At 69.3% G+C, this 18,379-nt stretch carries 13 protein-coding genes and 1 pseudogene; 7 read left to right on the top strand and 7 right to left on the bottom strand.

The window, feature by feature from the left end:
• Nucleotides 1-311 precede the first annotated feature (311 nt).
• Both ABZ794_RS17175 and ABZ794_RS17170 read right to left on the bottom strand, forming a co-directional pair.
• Entirely contained in the window at nucleotides 312-1,376 is a 1,065-nt protein-coding gene (locus ABZ794_RS17175) for an XRE family transcriptional regulator (RefSeq protein ID WP_357516220.1), read from the bottom strand.
• 40 nt (nucleotides 1,377-1,416) lie between these two features.
• Nucleotides 1,417-2,619, bottom strand: coding sequence for a helix-turn-helix transcriptional regulator (locus tag ABZ794_RS17170; protein WP_307850649.1), 1,203 nt, complete (start codon nucleotides 2,617-2,619; stop codon nucleotides 1,417-1,419).
• Nucleotides 2,620-2,805: 186 nt separating this feature from the next.
• Here ABZ794_RS17170 and ABZ794_RS17165 point away from each other — a divergent pair.
• Nucleotides 2,806-3,538, top strand: a pseudogene (locus tag ABZ794_RS17165) (XRE family transcriptional regulator).
• A 768-nt stretch (nucleotides 3,539-4,306) separates the two neighbouring features.
• Here the strand turns inward: ABZ794_RS17165 and ABZ794_RS17160 are convergent.
• The 5 genes from ABZ794_RS17160 to ABZ794_RS17140 form a co-directional block, all read right to left on the bottom strand.
• Nucleotides 4,307-6,049: an ABC transporter substrate-binding protein gene (locus ABZ794_RS17160; RefSeq protein ID WP_357516218.1), complete on the bottom strand. Its 1,743-nt coding sequence runs from the start codon at nucleotides 6,047-6,049 to the stop codon at nucleotides 4,307-4,309.
• 157 nt (nucleotides 6,050-6,206) lie between these two features.
• Nucleotides 6,207-7,193 (bottom strand): ABC transporter permease, encoded by a 987-nt coding sequence (locus ABZ794_RS17155; protein WP_210785885.1) that lies wholly within the window; start codon nucleotides 7,191-7,193, stop codon nucleotides 6,207-6,209.
• A gap of 11 nt (nucleotides 7,194-7,204) precedes the next feature.
• Nucleotides 7,205-8,212, bottom strand: a complete 1,008-nt coding sequence (locus tag ABZ794_RS17150) for an ABC transporter permease (protein WP_357516216.1) — start codon at nucleotides 8,210-8,212, stop codon at nucleotides 7,205-7,207.
• The gene (locus tag ABZ794_RS17145; RefSeq protein WP_357516214.1) at nucleotides 8,209-9,300 is read right to left on the bottom strand and encodes a dipeptide ABC transporter ATP-binding protein; all 1,092 of its coding nucleotides are present in this window, start codon (nucleotides 9,298-9,300) and stop codon (nucleotides 8,209-8,211) included. The genes ABZ794_RS17150 and ABZ794_RS17145 overlap by 4 nt, the downstream gene beginning before the upstream one ends.
• A 55-nt stretch (nucleotides 9,301-9,355) precedes the next feature.
• Nucleotides 9,356-10,420: an ABC transporter ATP-binding protein gene (locus ABZ794_RS17140; RefSeq protein WP_357516310.1), complete on the bottom strand. Its 1,065-nt coding sequence runs from the start codon at nucleotides 10,418-10,420 to the stop codon at nucleotides 9,356-9,358.
• 268 nt (nucleotides 10,421-10,688) lie between these two features.
• Here ABZ794_RS17140 and ABZ794_RS17135 point away from each other — a divergent pair, with 268 nt between their 5' ends.
• The 6 genes from ABZ794_RS17135 (at nucleotide 10,689) to ABZ794_RS17110 (ending at nucleotide 18,225) form a co-directional block, all read left to right on the top strand.
• Nucleotides 10,689-11,237: a Uma2 family endonuclease gene (locus ABZ794_RS17135; RefSeq protein WP_210785894.1), complete on the top strand. Its 549-nt coding sequence runs from the start codon at nucleotides 10,689-10,691 to the stop codon at nucleotides 11,235-11,237.
• A 32-nt stretch (nucleotides 11,238-11,269) separates the two neighbouring features.
• Nucleotides 11,270-12,706, top strand: a complete 1,437-nt coding sequence (locus tag ABZ794_RS17130; RefSeq protein ID WP_238689822.1) for a TldD/PmbA family protein — start codon at nucleotides 11,270-11,272, stop codon at nucleotides 12,704-12,706.
• An 82-nt stretch (nucleotides 12,707-12,788) separates the two neighbouring features.
• Nucleotides 12,789-14,171 (top strand): metallopeptidase TldD-related protein, encoded by a 1,383-nt coding sequence (locus ABZ794_RS17125; protein WP_357516308.1) that lies wholly within the window; start codon nucleotides 12,789-12,791, stop codon nucleotides 14,169-14,171.
• A 245-nt stretch (nucleotides 14,172-14,416) separates the two neighbouring features.
• Nucleotides 14,417-15,223, top strand: coding sequence for a hypothetical protein (locus ABZ794_RS17120; protein WP_088950095.1), 807 nt, complete (start codon nucleotides 14,417-14,419; stop codon nucleotides 15,221-15,223).
• A gap of 12 nt (nucleotides 15,224-15,235) precedes the next feature.
• Complete coding sequence (locus tag ABZ794_RS17115; RefSeq protein WP_210785888.1) at nucleotides 15,236-17,164, top strand: fumarate reductase/succinate dehydrogenase flavoprotein subunit; 1,929 nt, start codon at nucleotides 15,236-15,238, stop codon at nucleotides 17,162-17,164.
• On the top strand, nucleotides 17,161-18,225 hold the full coding sequence (locus tag ABZ794_RS17110; protein WP_112604992.1) for a succinate dehydrogenase/fumarate reductase iron-sulfur subunit: 1,065 nt from the start codon (nucleotides 17,161-17,163) through the stop codon (nucleotides 18,223-18,225). Before ABZ794_RS17115 ends, ABZ794_RS17110 begins: the two co-directional genes overlap by 4 nt.
• Nucleotides 18,226-18,379 lie beyond the last annotated feature (154 nt).

Here is an 18,379-nt window from a genome sequence, read left to right as displayed (position 1 = left end):
GTTCCTCCCGGGGGTTGTCGATGACTGGTCAGATGGCGTGATTGGGAGGGGGCGGATCAGGTAAGCGACGGCGATCCGGACGAGCGGGCGTTGTGTTCGTCGCGGGCGGTCGAGTCCGAGCCGAACCAGATCTAGTCATCGTCGTGGCAGGTCACGGCAACGGGCAAATTTGTTCAACGGCTGAATTATTTGACGGTCGCACAGCGTTGTCAAGACTGCGCGTCGCGATGCCAGCGTCGGAGCTGACGCCCTGGCGGACGGCGATCGCCCCGCCTGAATCGGGGGGTACTCCCCTGGGGTAGGCCGCAGACTCACAGCATTCCGAGGCCGATGGCGAGCTGCGTGATCGTCGATGGGGCGTCCGGGTCACAGGCGACCTGGGCAACCACGCCTCGGGCGGCTGGTCGGTCGCGGATCTCGGCGGGTGCGATGCGGTCGGCCCGCAACAGGACCCGGGCCGCGTTGGCGGGGTCGTCCGTCAGGAGGTACGCGCGCGCCGCATCGATCAGGTGCGCGGCGCGGTGCTCGACCGGCAGCCACCGCCACCCGTCCCGCCCCATTGCCTCTTCGTGCCGGGCGACCGCCTGCGGCCCGTCCCCCAGCTCCACGGCGGCGGCGACCCGTGCCAGCTCGACGGCCGTCGGCCCGAACGCCGTCCGGTAATGGTCGTGTCCGTCACCCACCTGATCAGCCAGCTCGGCGGTCTCGTCCAGCAGCTCACCGACCACCCGGTCGTCGCCGGCCCTGGCCGCGATCAGACCGGCCTGCACGAGCAGCGATCCACGCAGCGAAATCGCCTCCGGCGCGCCGGAGGCGATCTGGGAAGCGGCAGCGAGCATCACCGGCCCTGCCCGCGCCGATGCCCGCAGCGCCTGGCCCAACTGCACCGCCGCGCAGGCCAACAACACCCGGTCACCGGCGGCGGCGGACATCGCCCGGTCAGCGGCCAACCAGGCGAGGCTCCCCTCGTCCAGCTTGACCAGCAGCGCCGCCGTCACCCGATACGCCTCCACCACCGTCGCGCGCCGGGTCTGCGGGTCCTGCGCATGGGCGCGATGAACCTCGGTCACCACTGGGGGCAGCAACTCGACCAGGCGCGGGTACCGGGCATGCTGGAAGGTCATCCACGCGTGCCGCACCTCCCGAGCCAACCGATCGGGCGACATCACCTCCCGGTCCGCCGGTCGACCAAAAGCCAGTGGGTACGCCGACAGCGCGGCCCGAATCCGCGCCACGCCCTCGCGACGCTCGGCCACCCCGACGGGCTGGACATCACGACCGAGCAGGGCTGCGGCGTCGACCCGCAGCACCGCCGCGATCTCCCGGATGGTCGACACCCGTTCCAGGGAACGGACCCCGCGCTCGACCTTGTCCACCCAGCTCTAGCGTGTGTCCGCTGCTTCCACGTGCCGTCCGCTATCGAGTCACGGGCCGGTGCGCCGCGTAAACCTCGCGCAATGCTGCCGCCTCCACCGTCCCGGTGCGCTCGACCTTCCAGAGCACTTCCCGCGCCCGCCACCAGTTCGAAGACACCACTCGCCCCGACCGGATCGCATCGGCGGCAACGACGCTGGCCTCGTCCGGCTGGTCGGCGGCCAACAGTGCCATCGCGAGATCCAGACGGGCGGAAGCAGAGCGCCGCGGCCGCTCACCACCATCGCCGCGAGGATCCAATTCGGCCAAGGCAGTCCGGGCCATCTGCTCGGCGGCCGGGTCACCAGCCCACGACAGCGTGGTCGCCGTATACGCCAACGCCTTTGTCGGGTCGTACCGATAGTGGTGCTCGGCCCGCTCAGGCACCGGCAAGTTGGCTGTCAGCCGCTCCAGACGATCCAGCGCATCACGAGTCCGCCGCACGTCAGCTAACCGCGCCCACACCCGCGCCTCCTGGGCAGTCGCCTGGATATACGCCGAACTACCTCGTGGCGCAACCCACTGCGCCTGCCGCGACAGGTCCATCGCCCGCCGGCAGTCGCCCCGGGTGAGCCAGTCCCACGCCTGCGTCTCCAAACACCACGCCTGGATCTCCGAATGCTCGGCATGCTCGGCAAGAGCCATGGCGGTGCGCAGATGAGAGTCTGCTGCGGGCTGTTGCAGCAGATCGATGTGCACCGTCGCCCGCAGCACGGTCAGCCAACCAGCGGCAACGATGAGCCGCCGCCGCTGCGCCAACGTCCCACGACCGTCGAGCAACCGCCCCACATAGGCCAACTGACGCCGCACCATTGGCAGCAGGTCGACCGGTCGCACGAGCGCGTACGCGCTTGCCAGGTCGTCCACACCCGCCTCGATCCGAGCGAGCGTCTCGGCACTGACATCGCTGACCCGCACCCGAGCCAGCAACTCCCCAGCCTCGGTGTCGTGGTCGACGGGCTCGTCCACCAGACGGAGGAGCGCCCCATCGGCTCGCAGCACTTCGTCGAGGTGCCTCGCCGTCGCCGGGGTGGGGGCCTTCGCCCCGGTCTCCAGATCGTGCAGGTGGCTCTTGCCCCGATGTGCGAGCTGACCTAGCGCCCGCAAAGACAGCCCTTTGCTGGTCCGTAGCGCGCGAAGCTGGGCACCGAAGCGCGGATCGACCTGCGACACGTCGGCACCCCAATCGAGAAGCAGGACAGTCACACCAACTCGGCGGACCACTGCTACGGACGGTACATCGAGCAATTACGGTTCCCTGCCGATTGGACGCTCTCATTGCCGCCGCCGCAAGGGACAGTCGTCATGGCCTATCACCACCTACAGCGCCGGCTGATAATTGGAAGTGCACCCAGGGTGACAGTCGGATGACCCAACGCTATCGTGGTTGACATGAACGCCCTGAACACCGCCCTGCTTGCGGTCCACTCGGGGATGCACAGGAGCCAGGACGACTTCGCCCGCGCGCTCCAGGCCGCCGGCCGTCGCGTCGGCGAGGCCAACGAGACTCGTCCAGCGCGGGGAGCCTGGCGCGATCGCCGCACCGCGGTCCGGGTACGCCCGCGCCCTGGAGGTCGTCACCGGCCTGCCGGTCTCGCTGCTCGGCTTCGCCGCGATATCCAATGGTCATGTCATCGATGACCAACACGGTGGCCACGACCTGACCTCGCCCATGTCCAGCCTGGCTACGCCAACGCCCAAGCCACTCGCGGTCCACGGGTCGTACGAGGGCGTGTGGCTCAGCCGCTACCAATACCACTCCAGCGGCCGGGGAGAATCATTCGCAGGGCAACACTTCGTGGTCGTACTCCAGCATGGGGATCGACTGACCGTGCGCAGCCTGCCCGGCTCGGCGGCCTCGTCGCTGTCAATGGATCTCACCGTGGACGGTGCCGTGGTCACCGGCACCTGGGTGGAGCAGACCGACCCGGCCGGCTACTACCGGGGAGCCCGGTACCACGGCGCGATCCAGTTACTGGTGGAGCCCACCGGTCGACGAATGGCCGGGAAGTGGGTCGGGTTCGGCAAGGACATGGACGTCAACACCGGCCCGTGGGAGCTGACCTTCCGGGATGCCTCCACGTCCAAGGCGACGCTCGACCAGTACAACACGTCGCCCGAATAGGGCGATCTCTGACGGCCAATGCGGGGGGACCACCCGAACCGATTGATCAAATGCGTGCGCACTTGACGCCGGAGCGCATAGTTGCTGTGGAGAACCCGCTGCGCCTCGCTGAGGAAGGTGCCCACGTGGACTGGTTGAGTGCAGCACTAACAGCCGGGGCGGCAGTATTAGGGTCTGCAGCGACGCTTGCCGCAGTGGTTATAGGCGGGAGAAGCCAGGCAAGGCGAGAGGCCAGAAGCCATGCCCGCGCACTGGAGAGTCGAGCGCGCGACGACCTGCTGGTGCGAATAAATAGCATCAACGAATGGACGCGATCGAATAGCCACGAGGCGTTACTCGCCACTCACCACCTCACTCGTGGCACTAATTTCAGTGTCGATTTTGAAAAATGGCTCAACACCTCAACGGCCTCACACTATCGAACCCTGTGCGACACCTTCTCAACCTCCCACCCGCAGCTGTACGCAGCGTACGACAGATTCGAGTCGATGAGAGTTGGGCTCTGGAAAGAGCTTGAGAGCGGTTACGCAAGAACCCGCATACTCCAGCGATCGACTGAGGGCGGCCAGGCAAGACTTCTGATAACCGCTCTCCTTGATCGACGAAGTGCACTCAAGGAACAACTGCGCACGGTCGCCAGGGAGTTGGGGAGCGACTTGCAATAACGACGCTCGGCGGCTCACACCCCGTGACCTGCCCAGCAATAACAGAAGGGTCCCCTCCCGACGGCGTTGTCGGGAGGGGACCCCTTCTGGTCTGCGGTGTGACTTACGGCTTGACGTGCGCGTTCACGAACGACGGGTAGCCGAAGACGCTGGAGATGAAGATCCCGCCCGCCTTGGACCCGTGCACGTTGTAGGCCACGTCGACGAAGAGCGGCACCACCGGCGCGTGCTCCTTCATGATCCGCTCGTCGAGCTTGGCCCACTCCGGGCCCTGCTCGGCCGCGGGCAGCGCCGAGATGCGGTCCATCTCGGTGTTGATCGCCGGATCGTTGAAGTAGGCCTGGTTGCTGTTGCCCTCGGCCTTGATGGTGCGGCCGTCGTAGAGCACCGGCAGGATCGAGGCCCCGCTCGGCCAGTCCGCCGCCCAGTTACCGATGTACAGGTCCCAGGGGTTGTTCTTCTTCTTGATCTCGTCGAGCTTCGCGTCGTCGGAGATGTTCCGCAGCGTGATCTTGAAGCCGGCCCGCTCCAGGTTGGCCTTGAGCTGGGCGCCCTGCTGCTGCTCGGTGGAGTTGTCGGCGACGCCAAGGACCAGCTCGGGCGTCTTCCCGCCGAGCAGTTCCTTGACCTTGTCGACGTTGCCGTTAGCACCCGCCGGGTACGCGTCGTACGCCTTGTAGCCGATGGTGGCCGGCGGCATCAGCGTGGTCAGCGGCGCGGCGACGGTCTGCCCGCCCATCGCCTTGATGAAGCCCTCGCGGTCGATGGCGTAGTTGAGCGCCTGACGGACCTTCAGGTCGGTGACCCGCTGGTTGTTGATGACCAACTGGTTGGCGCTCGGGGTCGGGGAGAGGATGCTGCGCGACTTGAGCGTGGCGTCCCCGGCCACCTTGGCGACCAACGAGGCGGGCACTGCGTTGAAGGCGAGCGCGCTCTGGTCGGCGCCGTTGTCGGCGATCACCCGGTTGTTGGCGGCGTCCGCGGTCGGGCCGAAGCTCCAGACGAACTGGTCCGGGTACTGGTGCCGGACCGGGTCGGTGTTCGGGTCCCAGTTGGTGTTGCGGTCCAGGGTGATCTGCACGCCGACCTGGTTCTTGGCGACCTTGTACGGGCCGGACGAGAACGGCTGCTTGTCCAGGTCGACGCCGGTGTCCTTGTCGGCCGGCAGCGGCGCGGTGGTCGGCAGCGAGACCGCGAACGGCAGGTCACAGCGGGGCTTGGCGAACTCGAAGCGCAGCGTCTTGGCGTCCGGCGTGCTCAGGCCGGGCGGCAGCGACGTCTTGTTCTTCTTGAAGTCCCACTTGGTGTCGAACTGCGGGGTGTCGGCCAGCCACTCCTGGATGTAGGTCGGGCCGCCGGACAGGTCCGGGTCGAAGGACCGGGCGATGCCGTACGCGATCTCCTTGGAGGTGATCGGCCGGCCGTCCTCGAACTTCACCCCGTCCTTGACGGTGAATTCCCAGACCTTGCAGTCGTTGTTGACGTTCTTGCCCGGCGTCTCGGCCAGGTCGCCCACCAGGACCAGGCCGCCCTTGCCGTCGTCCTTCCAGGTGGTCAGGTAGCGGGCGAAGAGCGGGTTGGCCATCAGACCGGCGAACGAGTACGTCCGCTGCGGGTCGAGGTGGGAGATCGGCGACTCCCTGATGATGGTGAAGGTGCCGCCCTTCGCGGCGCCGCTCACCTCGGCCGCCGGCCCCTGCGAGTCCTTGGGGTCGGTCGCGATGACCCCGGTCTGCTGCCGTTCGGTGTCGACAGTGGTGCCCTCGCCCGTGTTCTTCGAGCACGCACCCAGTGCCACAACCAGTGCGATCGCGCCGCCTGCGGCAACCGCCACGCGTGGTCTCATGAAGTACCCCCTTCACCCATGTGCCGTGCGGTTTCGTCGGGGCGAGAACCGCCGACGTCCCGAGGATCGTAAGGAAGAAAACCTACGAGTTGTGTAACAGTTGTCGATAAATTTCGCCACCGGCCCAGCCGCCGGTCACACGCTGGACATCGACAGGTCAGCGCAACCGCACCCGGGGGTCGATGGCCGCGTAGAGCAGGTCCACCAGCACGTTCGCCAACACCACGAAGACGGCGGCGATCAGCACGGTGGCCATGATGGTGGGCAGATCGCCCGAGCGCACCGCGTCCACCGCCGTACGCCCCAACCCCTGGATGCCGAACGTCGTCTCGGTGATCACCGTCCCGCCCAGCGCCCCGCCCACGTCCAGCCCGGCGATGGTCACCACCGGGGTGATCGCCGCGCGCAGCGCGTGTCGCCCGTACACAGTGGGTTTGGCCAGGCCCTTGGCCCGCGCGGTCCGGACGAAGTCCTCCGACAGCGTCTCCAACATCTGCGCTCGCGACAGCCGGGCGTAGATGGCCGAGAAGAGGAAGGCCAGCGCCACCCACGCCAGCACCAGGCCGCTGGCCCACTTCGCCGGGTTGTCGAAGAGGGAGGTGTAGCTGGGCACCGGCAGTAACCGCAGGTTGTAGACGAACACCAGCAGCAGCACCGCGCCCACGAAGTACAGCTGCAACGACGCGCCGGTCAGCGAGAAGCCGATGGCCAGACGATCCAGCCAGGTGCCCCGACGCAGCGCGGACACCATGCCGAGCCCCACGCCGAGCAGCAACCAGAGGATGGCCGCCGGGATCACGATGCTCAGCGTCACCGGCAGCACCCGGGCGATGGTGTCCGAGACGGCCTCGTTGGTGACGTACGACCAGCCCAGGCAGGGCGCGTCGCACCGGCCGCCCTGGGCGCTGCCCAGGTCCCGACCGGTCACGATGCCCTTCATGTAGCCGGCGTACTGGCTGATCAGCGGGTCGTTCAGGCCCAGGTCGTCACGGACCCGCTCCAGCCGCTCCGGGTTGCAGTTCTTCGAGCAGATGCTGCTGACCGGGTCACGCGGCAGGGCGAAGAACATCAGGAAGGTCAACACGCTCACCGCGAAGAGGGTCAGCGTGGCGGAAAAGAGTCGCTTGAGCAGAAATCGCGCCATGATTTTGACCCCTACCGGGACGACTTCGGATCGAGCGCGTCCCGCAACGCGTCGCCGAAGAGGTTGAAGGCGAACACCAGCGCGAAGATCGTGATGCCCGGGAAGAACACGTACGCCGGGTCGGTCTGGAGGAAGTCCAGACTGTGGTAGATCATTCGGCCGAAGCTGGGCGTCTCGTCGCTGAGGCCGACGCCGATGAACGACAGCGCCGCCTCGCTGGTGATGAACTGCGGCACCGCCAGGGAGAACGACACCAGGATCGGCGCCCAGATGTTCGGCAGCAGCTGCCGGAAGAGCATGTGCCCCAGCCCGGCCCCGCTGGCCCGGGCCGCCTCCACGAACTCCCGCTCGCGCAGCGCGATCACCTGCCCGCGGACCAGCCGGGCCGTGCTGGTCCAGCCGAAGATGGCGAAGACGGCGATCAGCACCCCCACCCCGAAGGCGGACGACACCTGCCCCCGCTCACCGTAGAAGCGCAGCGTGATGGTGGGCGTGAGCGCCAGCGCGATGATCAGGAAGGGCATGGCCAGGGTCAGGTCGGTGATCCAGTTGATCACCGCGTCGAGCCAGCCGCCGAGGTAGCCGGCGAGCGCGCCCAGCACGATCCCGATCGTCGCGGTGATCAGGGCCGCCGCGAACGCGATGAACAGCGAGGTCCGCAGCCCGTAGATCAGCCGGATGAAGATGTCCCGGCCCAGCCCCGGCTCCAGACCGAACCAGTGCTCGCCGCTGACCCCGCCGGCGTACCCCAGCGGCATGCCGAAGCCGTCCAGCATGTTCTGGAACTGCTCCCGCGGGCCGATCCCGTAGACCATCTCGATCAGCGGGGCGGCCAACCCCAACAGCAGGAAGAAGACCAGGAGTACGCCGCTGACCATCGCCGTCCTGTCGCGGCGCAGCCGCAGCCAGGCGAGCTGACCGGGTGAGCGGCCGACGACGCCCTTCACGGCGGGCCCGCCCGGGTCCGTGCCGGACTCGATCTCGGCGAGCGCCACACCCTCCACCGGGGACAGGCTCACGACGGCACCTCCTCGACGACCGGGGCAGTCGACTCCGCCGACTGCGGGTTCGTGCTGGCCGCTTTCCCTTCGGGGCTCGTGCTGGCAGCATTCCCTTCGGGGCTCGTGCTGGCCGCTTCCCCTTCGGGGAAGTGACACGCGGTGGCCTGCGAACCGCCGTCGCGCGGGATCAACGCGGGCTCCTCGGTGGCGCAGATGTCCTGCGCCTTCCAGCACCGGGTGCGGAACCGGCAGCCCGACGGCGGGTCCAGCGGGGTGGGCACGTCGCCGGTCAGCCGGATCCGGCCCGCCGGGCCGAGCTGGGTGACGTCCGGGATCGCGGAGAGCAACGCCCGGGTGTACGGGTGCTGCGGGCGCTCGTAGATGTCCGCGCGGTCACCGATCTCCACGATCCGACCCAGGTACATGACAGCGACCCGCTGGCAGAAGTGCCGGACCACGGCCAGGTCGTGCGCGATGAACACGAACGCCAGGCCCAGCTCGCGTTGCAGGTCGCGCAGCAGGTTGACGACCTGTGCCTGGATCGAGACGTCCAGTGCGCTCACCGGCTCGTCCGCCACGATCAGCTTCGGCCGCAGGGCCAACGCGCGGGCGATGCCGATGCGCTGGCGTTGACCACCGGAGAACTCGTGCGGGTACCGGTTGTAGTGCTCCGGGTTCAACCCGACCAGCTCCAGCAACTCCTGCACCCGGGCCTTGATCCCACCCGGCGGCTTGATCCCGTTGACCTGCAGCGGCATCGCCACGATCCGGCCCACTGTGTGCCGAGGGTTCAGCGAGGCGTACGGGTCCTGGAAGATGATCTGGAGTTCCTGGCGCAGCGGGCGCAACTCCCGGCGGCCGGCGTGCGTGATGTCCCGCCCGTCGAACTCGATGCTGCCGCTGGTCGGTTCCAGCAGCCGCACCAGCATCCGACCGGTGGTTGTCTTGCCGCAGCCCGACTCCCCCACCAGGCCGAGCGTCTCGCCGGGGCGCACGTCGAAGTCGAGCCCGTCCACCGCCCGCACCAGACCGGTGGCGCGCAGCCCCTGGCGTACCGGGAAGTGCTTGCTCAGGCCGCGTACCCGCAGCAGTGGTTCATCGGTCATCTCCACGGTCCTCCGTTCGGGACTGCGGTACTCCGCTGCGCTGCGTTCCTCGCCCTCACACAGCCACCCCCACCCGTGCGATGTCCTCGGCGTAGAACGTGGCACGCTCCTCGGCGCTCAGGTGGCAGGCGACCAGGTGGCCGGCCGAATCGCCCTCCCCCGCCGGGCGCAGCTCGGGGACCTCGGTGCGGGAGCGGCTGCCAGCCCGGTCCGCGTACCGGCAGCGGGGGTGGAACGCGCAGCCCGGCGGCAGGTTGATCAGGCTGGGCGGGTTGCCGGGAATGGGCACCAGGTCCGCGTCCGCGTCGCCGTGCAGCGACGGCACGCTGGAGAGCAACCCCCAGGTGTACGGATGCTGCGGCGCCCGGAGCACCTGCTCGACGCTGCCCCGCTCGACGGCCCGCCCGCCGTACATGACCAGCACGTCGTCGGCGACCTGGCCGACCACGCCGAGGTCGTGGGTGATCAGGATGATCGCGGAGTGGAACTCGGCCTGGAGGTCGGCGAGCAGGTCCAGGATCTGCGCCTGCACTGTGACGTCCAACGCGGTGGTCGGTTCGTCGGCGATCAGCAGCGCCGGGTCGTTGACCAGGGACATCGCGATCATCGCCCGCTGGCGCATTCCGCCGGAGAACTCGTGCGGGTACTGGTCGAAGCGACGCGCCGGCTGCGGGATGCCGACCCGGTCCAGCATGTCGACAGCCCGCTGGCGGGCCTCGCGCCGGTTGGCCTTCGGGTGGTGCACCCGGTACGCCTCGGCGATCTGCCGGCCCACCGTGTAGTACGGGTGCAGCGCCGACAGTGGATCCTGGAAGATCATCGCCATGTCCCGGCCGCGCAGCCGGCGTACCTCCTCGTCTGGAAGGCCGACCACCTGCCGGCCACCCACGGAGATCCCCCCGGTGATGGTGGTCCGCTTCGGGTCGTGCAGGCCGAGAATCGCCAGCGAGGTGACGCTCTTGCCGGAGCCGGACTCGCCGACGATGCCGAGGGTGCGGCCCCGCTCGACGGCGAACGACACCCCGTCGACAGCGCGGACCACGCCGTCCTCGGTGTCGAACCGGACCCGCAGATCACGCACCCGCAGGTAGGCGTCCTGGTCGGAGCGCTGCGCCGGCACGGCGGGACGGTCGTCCGGGTCCCCGGACGGCGAGGGTTCCGAGCTGTCCACGGCCACCTCCCTCAGTGACGAAGAGAACTTACAGCAAAGTCCCGAGGGTGAAAATAAGCTACAAAGCCGGCACGTGTCAGCGGGCCCGAGCGTAACGAGTCGGCATCGGCCCCGCACCCCCGTCACCTCGCCCATTCATGGCCTTGAACGCACGTCAAGTGCGATCATTGGACGCGCAACCGGCAGAGGATGCCACTGGCACGAGGTGGAGGTGACGATGATCGCGGCGGTGTTCAACCACGAAGGCCCGTGGACCGAAGAGGAGTACCTCGCCCTCGGCGAGACGCAGCAACGCGTCGAACTCTTCGACGGGAGCCTTCACGTGACCCCAGCCCCCACCCCCCGGCACCAGAACATCTCCGGCGAACTACGCGCGGTGCTACGAGCCCCGGTTCGCGAAGCCGGTCTGCATGTCTTGGAAGCGGTGAACGTTCGACTCAGGCCGGGACGGATTCCGATCCCCGATCTCGTCATCACCAGCCCGATCGACTTCGACGAACTCAACGTCGAGGCGAGTGACGTGCGGCTGGTCTGCGAAATCATCTCGCCGAGTAACGCGTCCACCGACAAAGTCCTCAAGATGCACTACTACGCCACCGCCGGCATCGAGTGGTATCTCCTGGTGGAGCAGGACAGCGGCACCATGCATCTGTACCGGCGGCGGGGCGGTCACTACACCGAGCAGTCCGTGACCAGACCGGGCGAGCTGCTGGTGCTGACTGAGCCGGTGAAGGCCAGCATCCGGCCGGAGGAACTGCTCCCCTGACGGGTGTCGGTCGGCTGGCCTAGGGTCGGTCCATGACCGAGTTCGACGCGGCCACCGCCGCCGTCCAGGCCGCCCTCGACGCGGGCGCCCGGTACGCCGACGCCCGGGTGATGCACCGCCGCTACGAGTCCATGACCGCGCGCAACGGGGACGTGGAGGAGCTGACCCAGGACGAGAGCATCGGGCTCGGGGTCCGGGCGTTGGTCGGGGCGAGTTGGGGCTTCCACGCCGTACCCGATCTGTCGGACGCCGCCGCCCGCGACGCCGGCCGGCGCGCGACGCGGACCGCCATGGCGAGCGCGCGGGTGCCGGGCCCTTCGGTCGACCTGGTGCCGGTCGAGGCGGTCACCGCGAGCTGGGCCTCCGGCTGCCAGATCGACCCGCTCGGGGTGGCCCTGTCGGACAAGGGCGATCTGCTGGTCGACGCGACCCGCACGATGGCCGAGCACGGCGCGGACCTGGCCGAGGGCCTGTACCAGATCTGGGACACCACGAAGTGGTTCGTCTCCAGCGAGGGCCACCGGATCGACCAGCGCATCCGCGAGTGCGGCGGCGGCATCTCGGCCACCTCGATCGGCGACGGCGAGACGCAGCGGCGGTCCTGGCCGAGCTACCGCGGCCAGTACGGCACCACCGGGTGGGAGCTGGTCGAGTCGCTGGATCTGGCCGCGCACGCCGCGCAGATCGCCGAGGAGTCCCGGGCGTTGCTCACCGCGCCGCCCTGCCCGGCCGGCGAGACCGATCTGATCCTCGGCGGCGAGCAGTTGGCCCTGCAGATCCACGAGTCGGTCGGGCACGCCATCGAGCTGGACCGGATCCTCGGCTGGGAGGCGGCGTTCGCCGGCACGTCCTGGCTGGACCTGGCCCAGCTCGGCTCGCTGCGTTACGGCTCGGAGCTGATGAACATCACCATCGACCCGACCATCCCGGGGGCGCTGGGCAGCTTCGGTTTCGACGACGAGGGCTCCCCGGCGGTCAAGCGGGACGCGGTCCGGGACGGTCGCTGGGTGGGTGTGCTCGCCGGCCGGGATTCCGCCGCGATGGCCAGCCTCGACTACGGCGGCAGCGTACGGGCCGACGGGTGGGCCCGGCTGCCGATGGTGCGGATGACAAACGTCGGCCTGGAACCCGGCCCACACACGCTGGAGGAGATCATCGCGGCCACCGACGACGGCGTGTTGATGGACCTCAACCGGTCCTGGTCGATCGACGACAAGCGACTCAACTTCCAGTTCGGCTGTGAGGTCGGCTGGGAGATCAAGAAGGGGCGGCGGGGGCGGATGCTGCGCAACCCCACGTACACCGGGATCGGCCCGCTGTTCTGGCGTTCGATGGACATGCTCTCCAGCGAGACGGTCTCCTGGGGGACGCCCAACTGCGGCAAGGGCCAACCCGGCCAGGTCGGGCACACCGGCCACCCGGCCGCGCCGGCCCGGTTCCGCAACGTCCGTGTGGGGGTCTCGGCGTGAGCGCGAGGAGTGAGCCGGGTTTGCGAGCCCCGCAGTCGCGAACGAAAGGCGGCTCAGCGTGAGCGCGAGGAGTGAGGTCGAGCTGGCGGGGCAGGTCGTGGAGCTGGTTCGGCGTCTTGGCGGGCCGGCCGCGCAGGCCGAGGCGGTGGTGACGCGGGCGGACCTGGCGCTGACCCGGTTCGCCAACTCGGGCATCCACCAGAACGTGTCCGAGTCCACCGTCGGGGTCCGGCTGCGGGTGCACGTCGACGGTCGGACGGCTGCCGGTGGCGGCAGCGTGGTCACCGCCGACGGGTTGTCCGCCCTGGTGGAGCGCACCCTGGCCGCGGCGCGGCTCTGCCCGCCCGACCCGGGTTGGCCGGGGCTGGCCCCGCCCATGCCCACGCCGGGCACCCTGCCCGTCGACGAGGCCACCGCGCACGCCGAGCCGGATCAGCGGGCCGATCGGGTGGGGGCGTTCGTGGCCGCCGCCGGGGGCCTCAGCACCGCCGGTTACTGCCGCACCGCGCACCGCTCGTCGGCGTTCGCCAACTCGGCCGGGCACTCGGCGTACGGCCGCGCGGTGGAGGCGGCGATGGACGGCATCGCCCGCCGCGATGGCGCGGACGGGGTGGCCCGGCGCAGCGCCGACCGGCTGTCCGACCTCGACGGCGCCGAGTTGGGCGCGCAGGCGGCCGCGAAGGCGCAGGCGGCGGCCGACCCGGTCGAGCTGCCGCCGGGGCACTACGAGGTGGTGTTCGAGCCGGCCGCCGTGGCGGACCTCCTGCAGAATTTGTCCTTCTACGGCTTCAACGGCAAGCGCTACGCCGAGCGGCAGTCGTTCGCCGAGCCGGGCGCGGCCCAGTTCGACCGGGCGGTGACAGTGGTGGACGACCCGCTGGGCGGGTCCGGGTTGCCGTTCGACGCGGAGGGCACCGGCCGACGGGCGCTGACACTGGTCGAGGCGGGCACCACCCGGGCGGTGGCGCACGACCGCCGGACCGGCGCCGAGGCGGGCGCGGAGTCCACCGGGCACGCGGTGGCGGGGGGTGCCACCTGGGGCCCGATGCCCCGCAACCTGCGCCTGAACGGCGCGGTGGCGGGTCCGGCCAGTGCGGTGGGCCGGAGCACCACCGGCGCGGCGGGCGGGGCGGTCGTCGACGCGGACACCGCCGCGTTGGTGGCCGGCGTACGCCGAGGGCTGCTGGTCACCGACCTCTGGTACACCCGGGTGCTCGACCCGAGGAGCCTCGTCGTCACCGGGTTGACCCGCAACGGCGTCTGGCTGATCGAGGACGGCACTGTCGTCCGGGCGGTCCGCGACCTGCGGTTCACCGAGTCGTACCCGCGGGCGCTCGGGCCGGGGGCGGTGCTCGGGCTGGGGGCGCGGGCGGTGCGCCAACCGGACCGGGTGGACGGTGTCTGGTGGGCGGCGCCGTCGCTGCGGTTGGCGTCCTGGCACTTCACCGGAGGGGCCTCCGGCTGACGTTCTCGACTTCGCGCGCCAAACCGGCGCGTCGAGGGCTTTTCCGCAGGCCAGACACACGGGACACTCCCTTGCGCGGACGGCTCGCGGAGATCGGCGTAACGTGTGTCACTTAGCTGCGTCGGTCGATCCGGCGTGGTCGTTGGTGTGCGCATGACGTGGCAGCGGGTGCGGGTTCGCCGGTCCGCGTGCCGACCGGAGAGAGACCAGCCCGCCCGTACGGGCCCGTCGAGGAGACGACTCGAATGACTTCAACGGCAACGAGGCCGAGGGGGGCGCGGGCGCGCGCCGCCATCGCGGCGAAGACGTTGCGTACCGACCGATGGTGGTTCGCCCCGCTGATCACCGTGATCGGGCTCAGCGCCTGGGTCGCGTACGCGACGGTCCGGGTGTTCATGCACGACTTCTACTGGGTCGCGGATTACCACTACCTGACTCCGTTCTACTCGCCCTGCGTCACGGAGCGGTGCATCGAGGGCGCTTCGCACTTCGGCCGGTTCCTGCCCGGCTGGTGGATCATCCCGGACGCCGCGCTGACCCTGCCGTTCCTGCTGCTGTTCCGGCTCACCTGCTACTACTACCGCAAGGCGTACTACCGGTCGTTCTGGCTGTCGCCGCCGGCCTGCGCCGTCCCGGACGGGCACAAGGAGTACGGCGGTGAGACCCGTTTCCCGCTGCTCGGGCAGAACCTGCACCGCTACTTCTTCTACGCCGCCGCGATCATCTCGCTGATCAACACCTGGGACGCGATCCTCGCCTTCCACTCGCCGAAGGGCTTCGGCTTCGGGCTGGGCAACATCATCCTGCTGCTCAACGTGGTGATGCTCTGGGCGTACACGATCTCCTGCCACTCCTGCCGGCACATCATCGGCGGCCGGCTCAAGCACTTCTCCAAGCACCCGGTGCGGTACAAGGCCTGGACCTTCGTCTCGGCGTTGAACGTCCGGCACATGCAGCTCGCCTGGATCACCCTCGGCACCCTGGCGCTGGCCGATTTCTACATCATGGCGCTCGCGGCCGGCTGGTTCTCCGACCTGCGGTTCATCAACTAAAGGGCCCCTGACATGACCACAACCACTCGCATCGAACGACACCACTACGACGTCGTCGTCATCGGGGCCGGCGGCGCCGGTCTGCGCGCGGCGATCGAGGCCCGGCTGGCCGGCAAGAAGACCGCGATCATCTCCAAGTCGCTGTTCGGCAAGGCGCACACGGTGATGGCCGAGGGCGGCGCGGCCGCCGCGATGGGCAATGTGAACAGCCGGGACAACTGGCAGGTGCACTTCCGGGACACCATGCGCGGCGGCAAGTTCCTCAACAACTTCCGGATGGCCGAGCTGCACGCGAAGGAGTCGCCGCAGCGGATCTGGGAGCTGGAGACGTACGGTGCGCTCTTCGACCGCACCAAGGACGGCAAGATCTCGCAGCGCAACTTCGGTGGCCACGAGTACCCGCGCCTGGCGCACGTGGGCGACCGGACGGGCCTGGAGCTGATCCGCACCCTCCAGCAGAAGATCGTCTCGCTCCAGCAGGAGGACCAGCGGGAGTTCGGCTCGTACGACGCCCGGATCAGGGTGTTCTCCGAGACGACCATCACCGAGCTGCTGCTCGACGGTGACCGGGTGGCCGGCGCGTTCGGCTACTACCGCGAGTCGGGCGAGTTCATCCTCTTCGAGGCGCCGGCGGTCGTGCTGGCCACGGGTGGCGTCGGGCGCTCCTACAAGGTCACCTCGAACTCCTGGGAGTACACCGGGGACGGGCACGCGCTGGCGCTGCGCGCCGGGGCGACGCTGATCAACATGGAGTTCCTCCAGTTCCACCCGACCGGCATGGTCTGGCCGCCCTCGGTGAAGGGCATCCTGGTCACCGAGTCGGTGCGTGGTGACGGCGGCGTCCTGAAGAACTCCGACGGCAAGCGGTTCATGTTCGACTACGTCCCCGATGTCTTCCGCAAGCAGTACGCGGAGACCGAGGAGGAGGCGGACCGCTGGTACACCGACCCGGACAACAACCGGCGTCCGCCGGAGCTGCTGCCCCGCGACGAGGTGGCCCGCGCCATCAACAGCGAGGTCAAGGCCGGCCGGGGCTCCCCCGCCGGTGGCGTCTTCCTGGACATCGCGAGCCGACGTTCGGCCGACGAGATCCGCCGCCGGCTGCCGTCGATGTACCACCAGTTCAAGGAGCTGGCCGACGTCGACATCACGGCCGAGCCGATGGAGGTCGGCCCGACCTGTCACTACGTGATGGGCGGCGTCGAGGTTGACCCGGATTCGGGTGCCGCCTTCGGCCACGTACGCGGGCTGTTCGCCGCCGGTGAGGTCTCCGGTGGCATGCACGGCTCCAACCGACTCGGTGGTAACTCCCTGTCCGACCTGCTGGTCTTCGGCAAGCGGGCGGGCGGGCACGCGGCCAGCTACGCCGACGGGCTGACCGCGCGGCCGAAGGTGGCAGTGGACGAGGTCGAGGCGGCCGTGGAGACCGCCCTCGCGCCGCTGCAGCGGGACACCGGCGAGAACCCGTACACCCTTCAGCAGGACCTCCAGGCGGTTATGGGTGACCTGGTGGGCATCATCCGCCGGGAGGGTGAACTGGCCGACGCGCTGGTCCGGCTCGCCGAACTGCGTGAGCGGGTGGCCAAGGTGAGCGCGGCCGGCGGCCGACGCTACAACCCGGGCTGGCACCTGGCCCTGGACCTGCGCAACATGCTGGTGGTCTCGGAGTGCACCGCGAAGGCGGCGCTGGAGCGGCAGGAGTCGCGTGGCGGGCACACCCGGGAGGACTACCCGGCGATGGAGCCGAAGTGGCGGCAGGTCAACCTGGTCTGCGCGCTGGACGGCGACACCGTGCAGCTGACCCGCAAGCCGCTGCCGAAGATGCGGCCGGAGCTGATCGGCCTCTTCGACCGGGCCGAGCTGGCCAAGTACCTCACCGACGAGGAGATCGCCGACTTCGACGCCCTCGTTGCCGACGCTGGAGAGGCGGACAACCGATGAGCGGGAAGCGTCAGTTCCGGATCTGGCGGGGCGACGAGAGCGGCGGTGACCTCCAGGACTACATGGTGGAGGTGAACGAGGGCGAGGTCGTTCTCGACGTCATCCACCGCCTGCAGGCCACCGACGCGCCGGACCTGGCCTGCCGGTGGAACTGCAAGGCCGGCAAGTGCGGCTCCTGCTCCATGGAGATCAACGGCAAGCCGCGGCTGGGTTGCATGACGCGGATGTCGACCTTCGGCGACGACGAGACCGTCACTGTCACCCCGCTGCGCACCTTCCCGGTCATCCGGGACCTGGTCACCGACGTCTCGTTCAACTACGAGAAGGCACGGGAGACCCCGGCGTTCGCCCCTCCGGCGGACGTGGCCCCGGGTGACTACCGGATGCAGCAGGTCGACGTGGAGCGCTCGCAGGAGTTCCGCAAGTGCATCGAGTGCTTCCTGTGCCAGACGGTCTGCCACGTGATCCGCGATCACGAGGAGAACAAGCAGGCGTTCTCCGGCCCGCGGTACTTCATCCGGGCGGCCGAGCTGGACATGCACCCGCTGGACGCCCGGACCGACCGCAAGGAGTACGCGCAGGCCGAACAGGGCCTCGGCTTCTGCAACATCACCAAGTGCTGCACCGAGGTCTGCCCCGAGCACATCAAGATCACTGACAACGGGATCATCCCCATGAAGGAACGGGTCGTCGACCGCAGGTACGATCCCCTTGTGTGGCTTGGTAGCAAGATCTTCCGTCGGGGCGAGACGCCCCAGACCAGCGTGACCACCGCCCGTCAGGGCTCGGCGACGCCGGGCTCCGCCCGGGGTGGGTTGCACTCGCACGCGGGTGGCTCCCACGATTCGCGGGCTGAGGCGCAGGCGCAGAGCGGCGTCAACTGGCACCGGGAGGTGCCCCACCCGACCGCCCCGGCGGTCGACGACCGGGGCAAGCTGCCGCTGACCGAGCTCACCTTCGACCGGGCCGCCGCGCCGTCTCCGTTCGGTGACGACGTGACCTTCCCGCTGCCTCCGGAGCACCTCAACTTCGCCCACCCGGAGCAGGACAACAAGCACTAATCACCTGAACAACAACGGGGGCCGTGGCAGTAGCCACGGCCCCCCCCCCCCATACCCCCCCCCATACCCCCCCCCCCCCCCCCCCCCCCCCCCCCCCCCCCCCCCCCCCCCCCCCCCCCCCGGGCCCCGAAAAAAAATTCCCCCCCCCCCGGCG

It is taken from the genome of Micromonospora sp. NPDC047187, assembly GCF_040643355.1.
In the GTDB taxonomy this organism is placed as follows: domain Bacteria; phylum Actinomycetota; class Actinomycetes; order Mycobacteriales; family Micromonosporaceae; genus Micromonospora; species Micromonospora salmantinae.
Note: the sequence above shows the minus strand (reverse complement) of the source record. Positions and strands in the feature narration are given on the sequence as shown.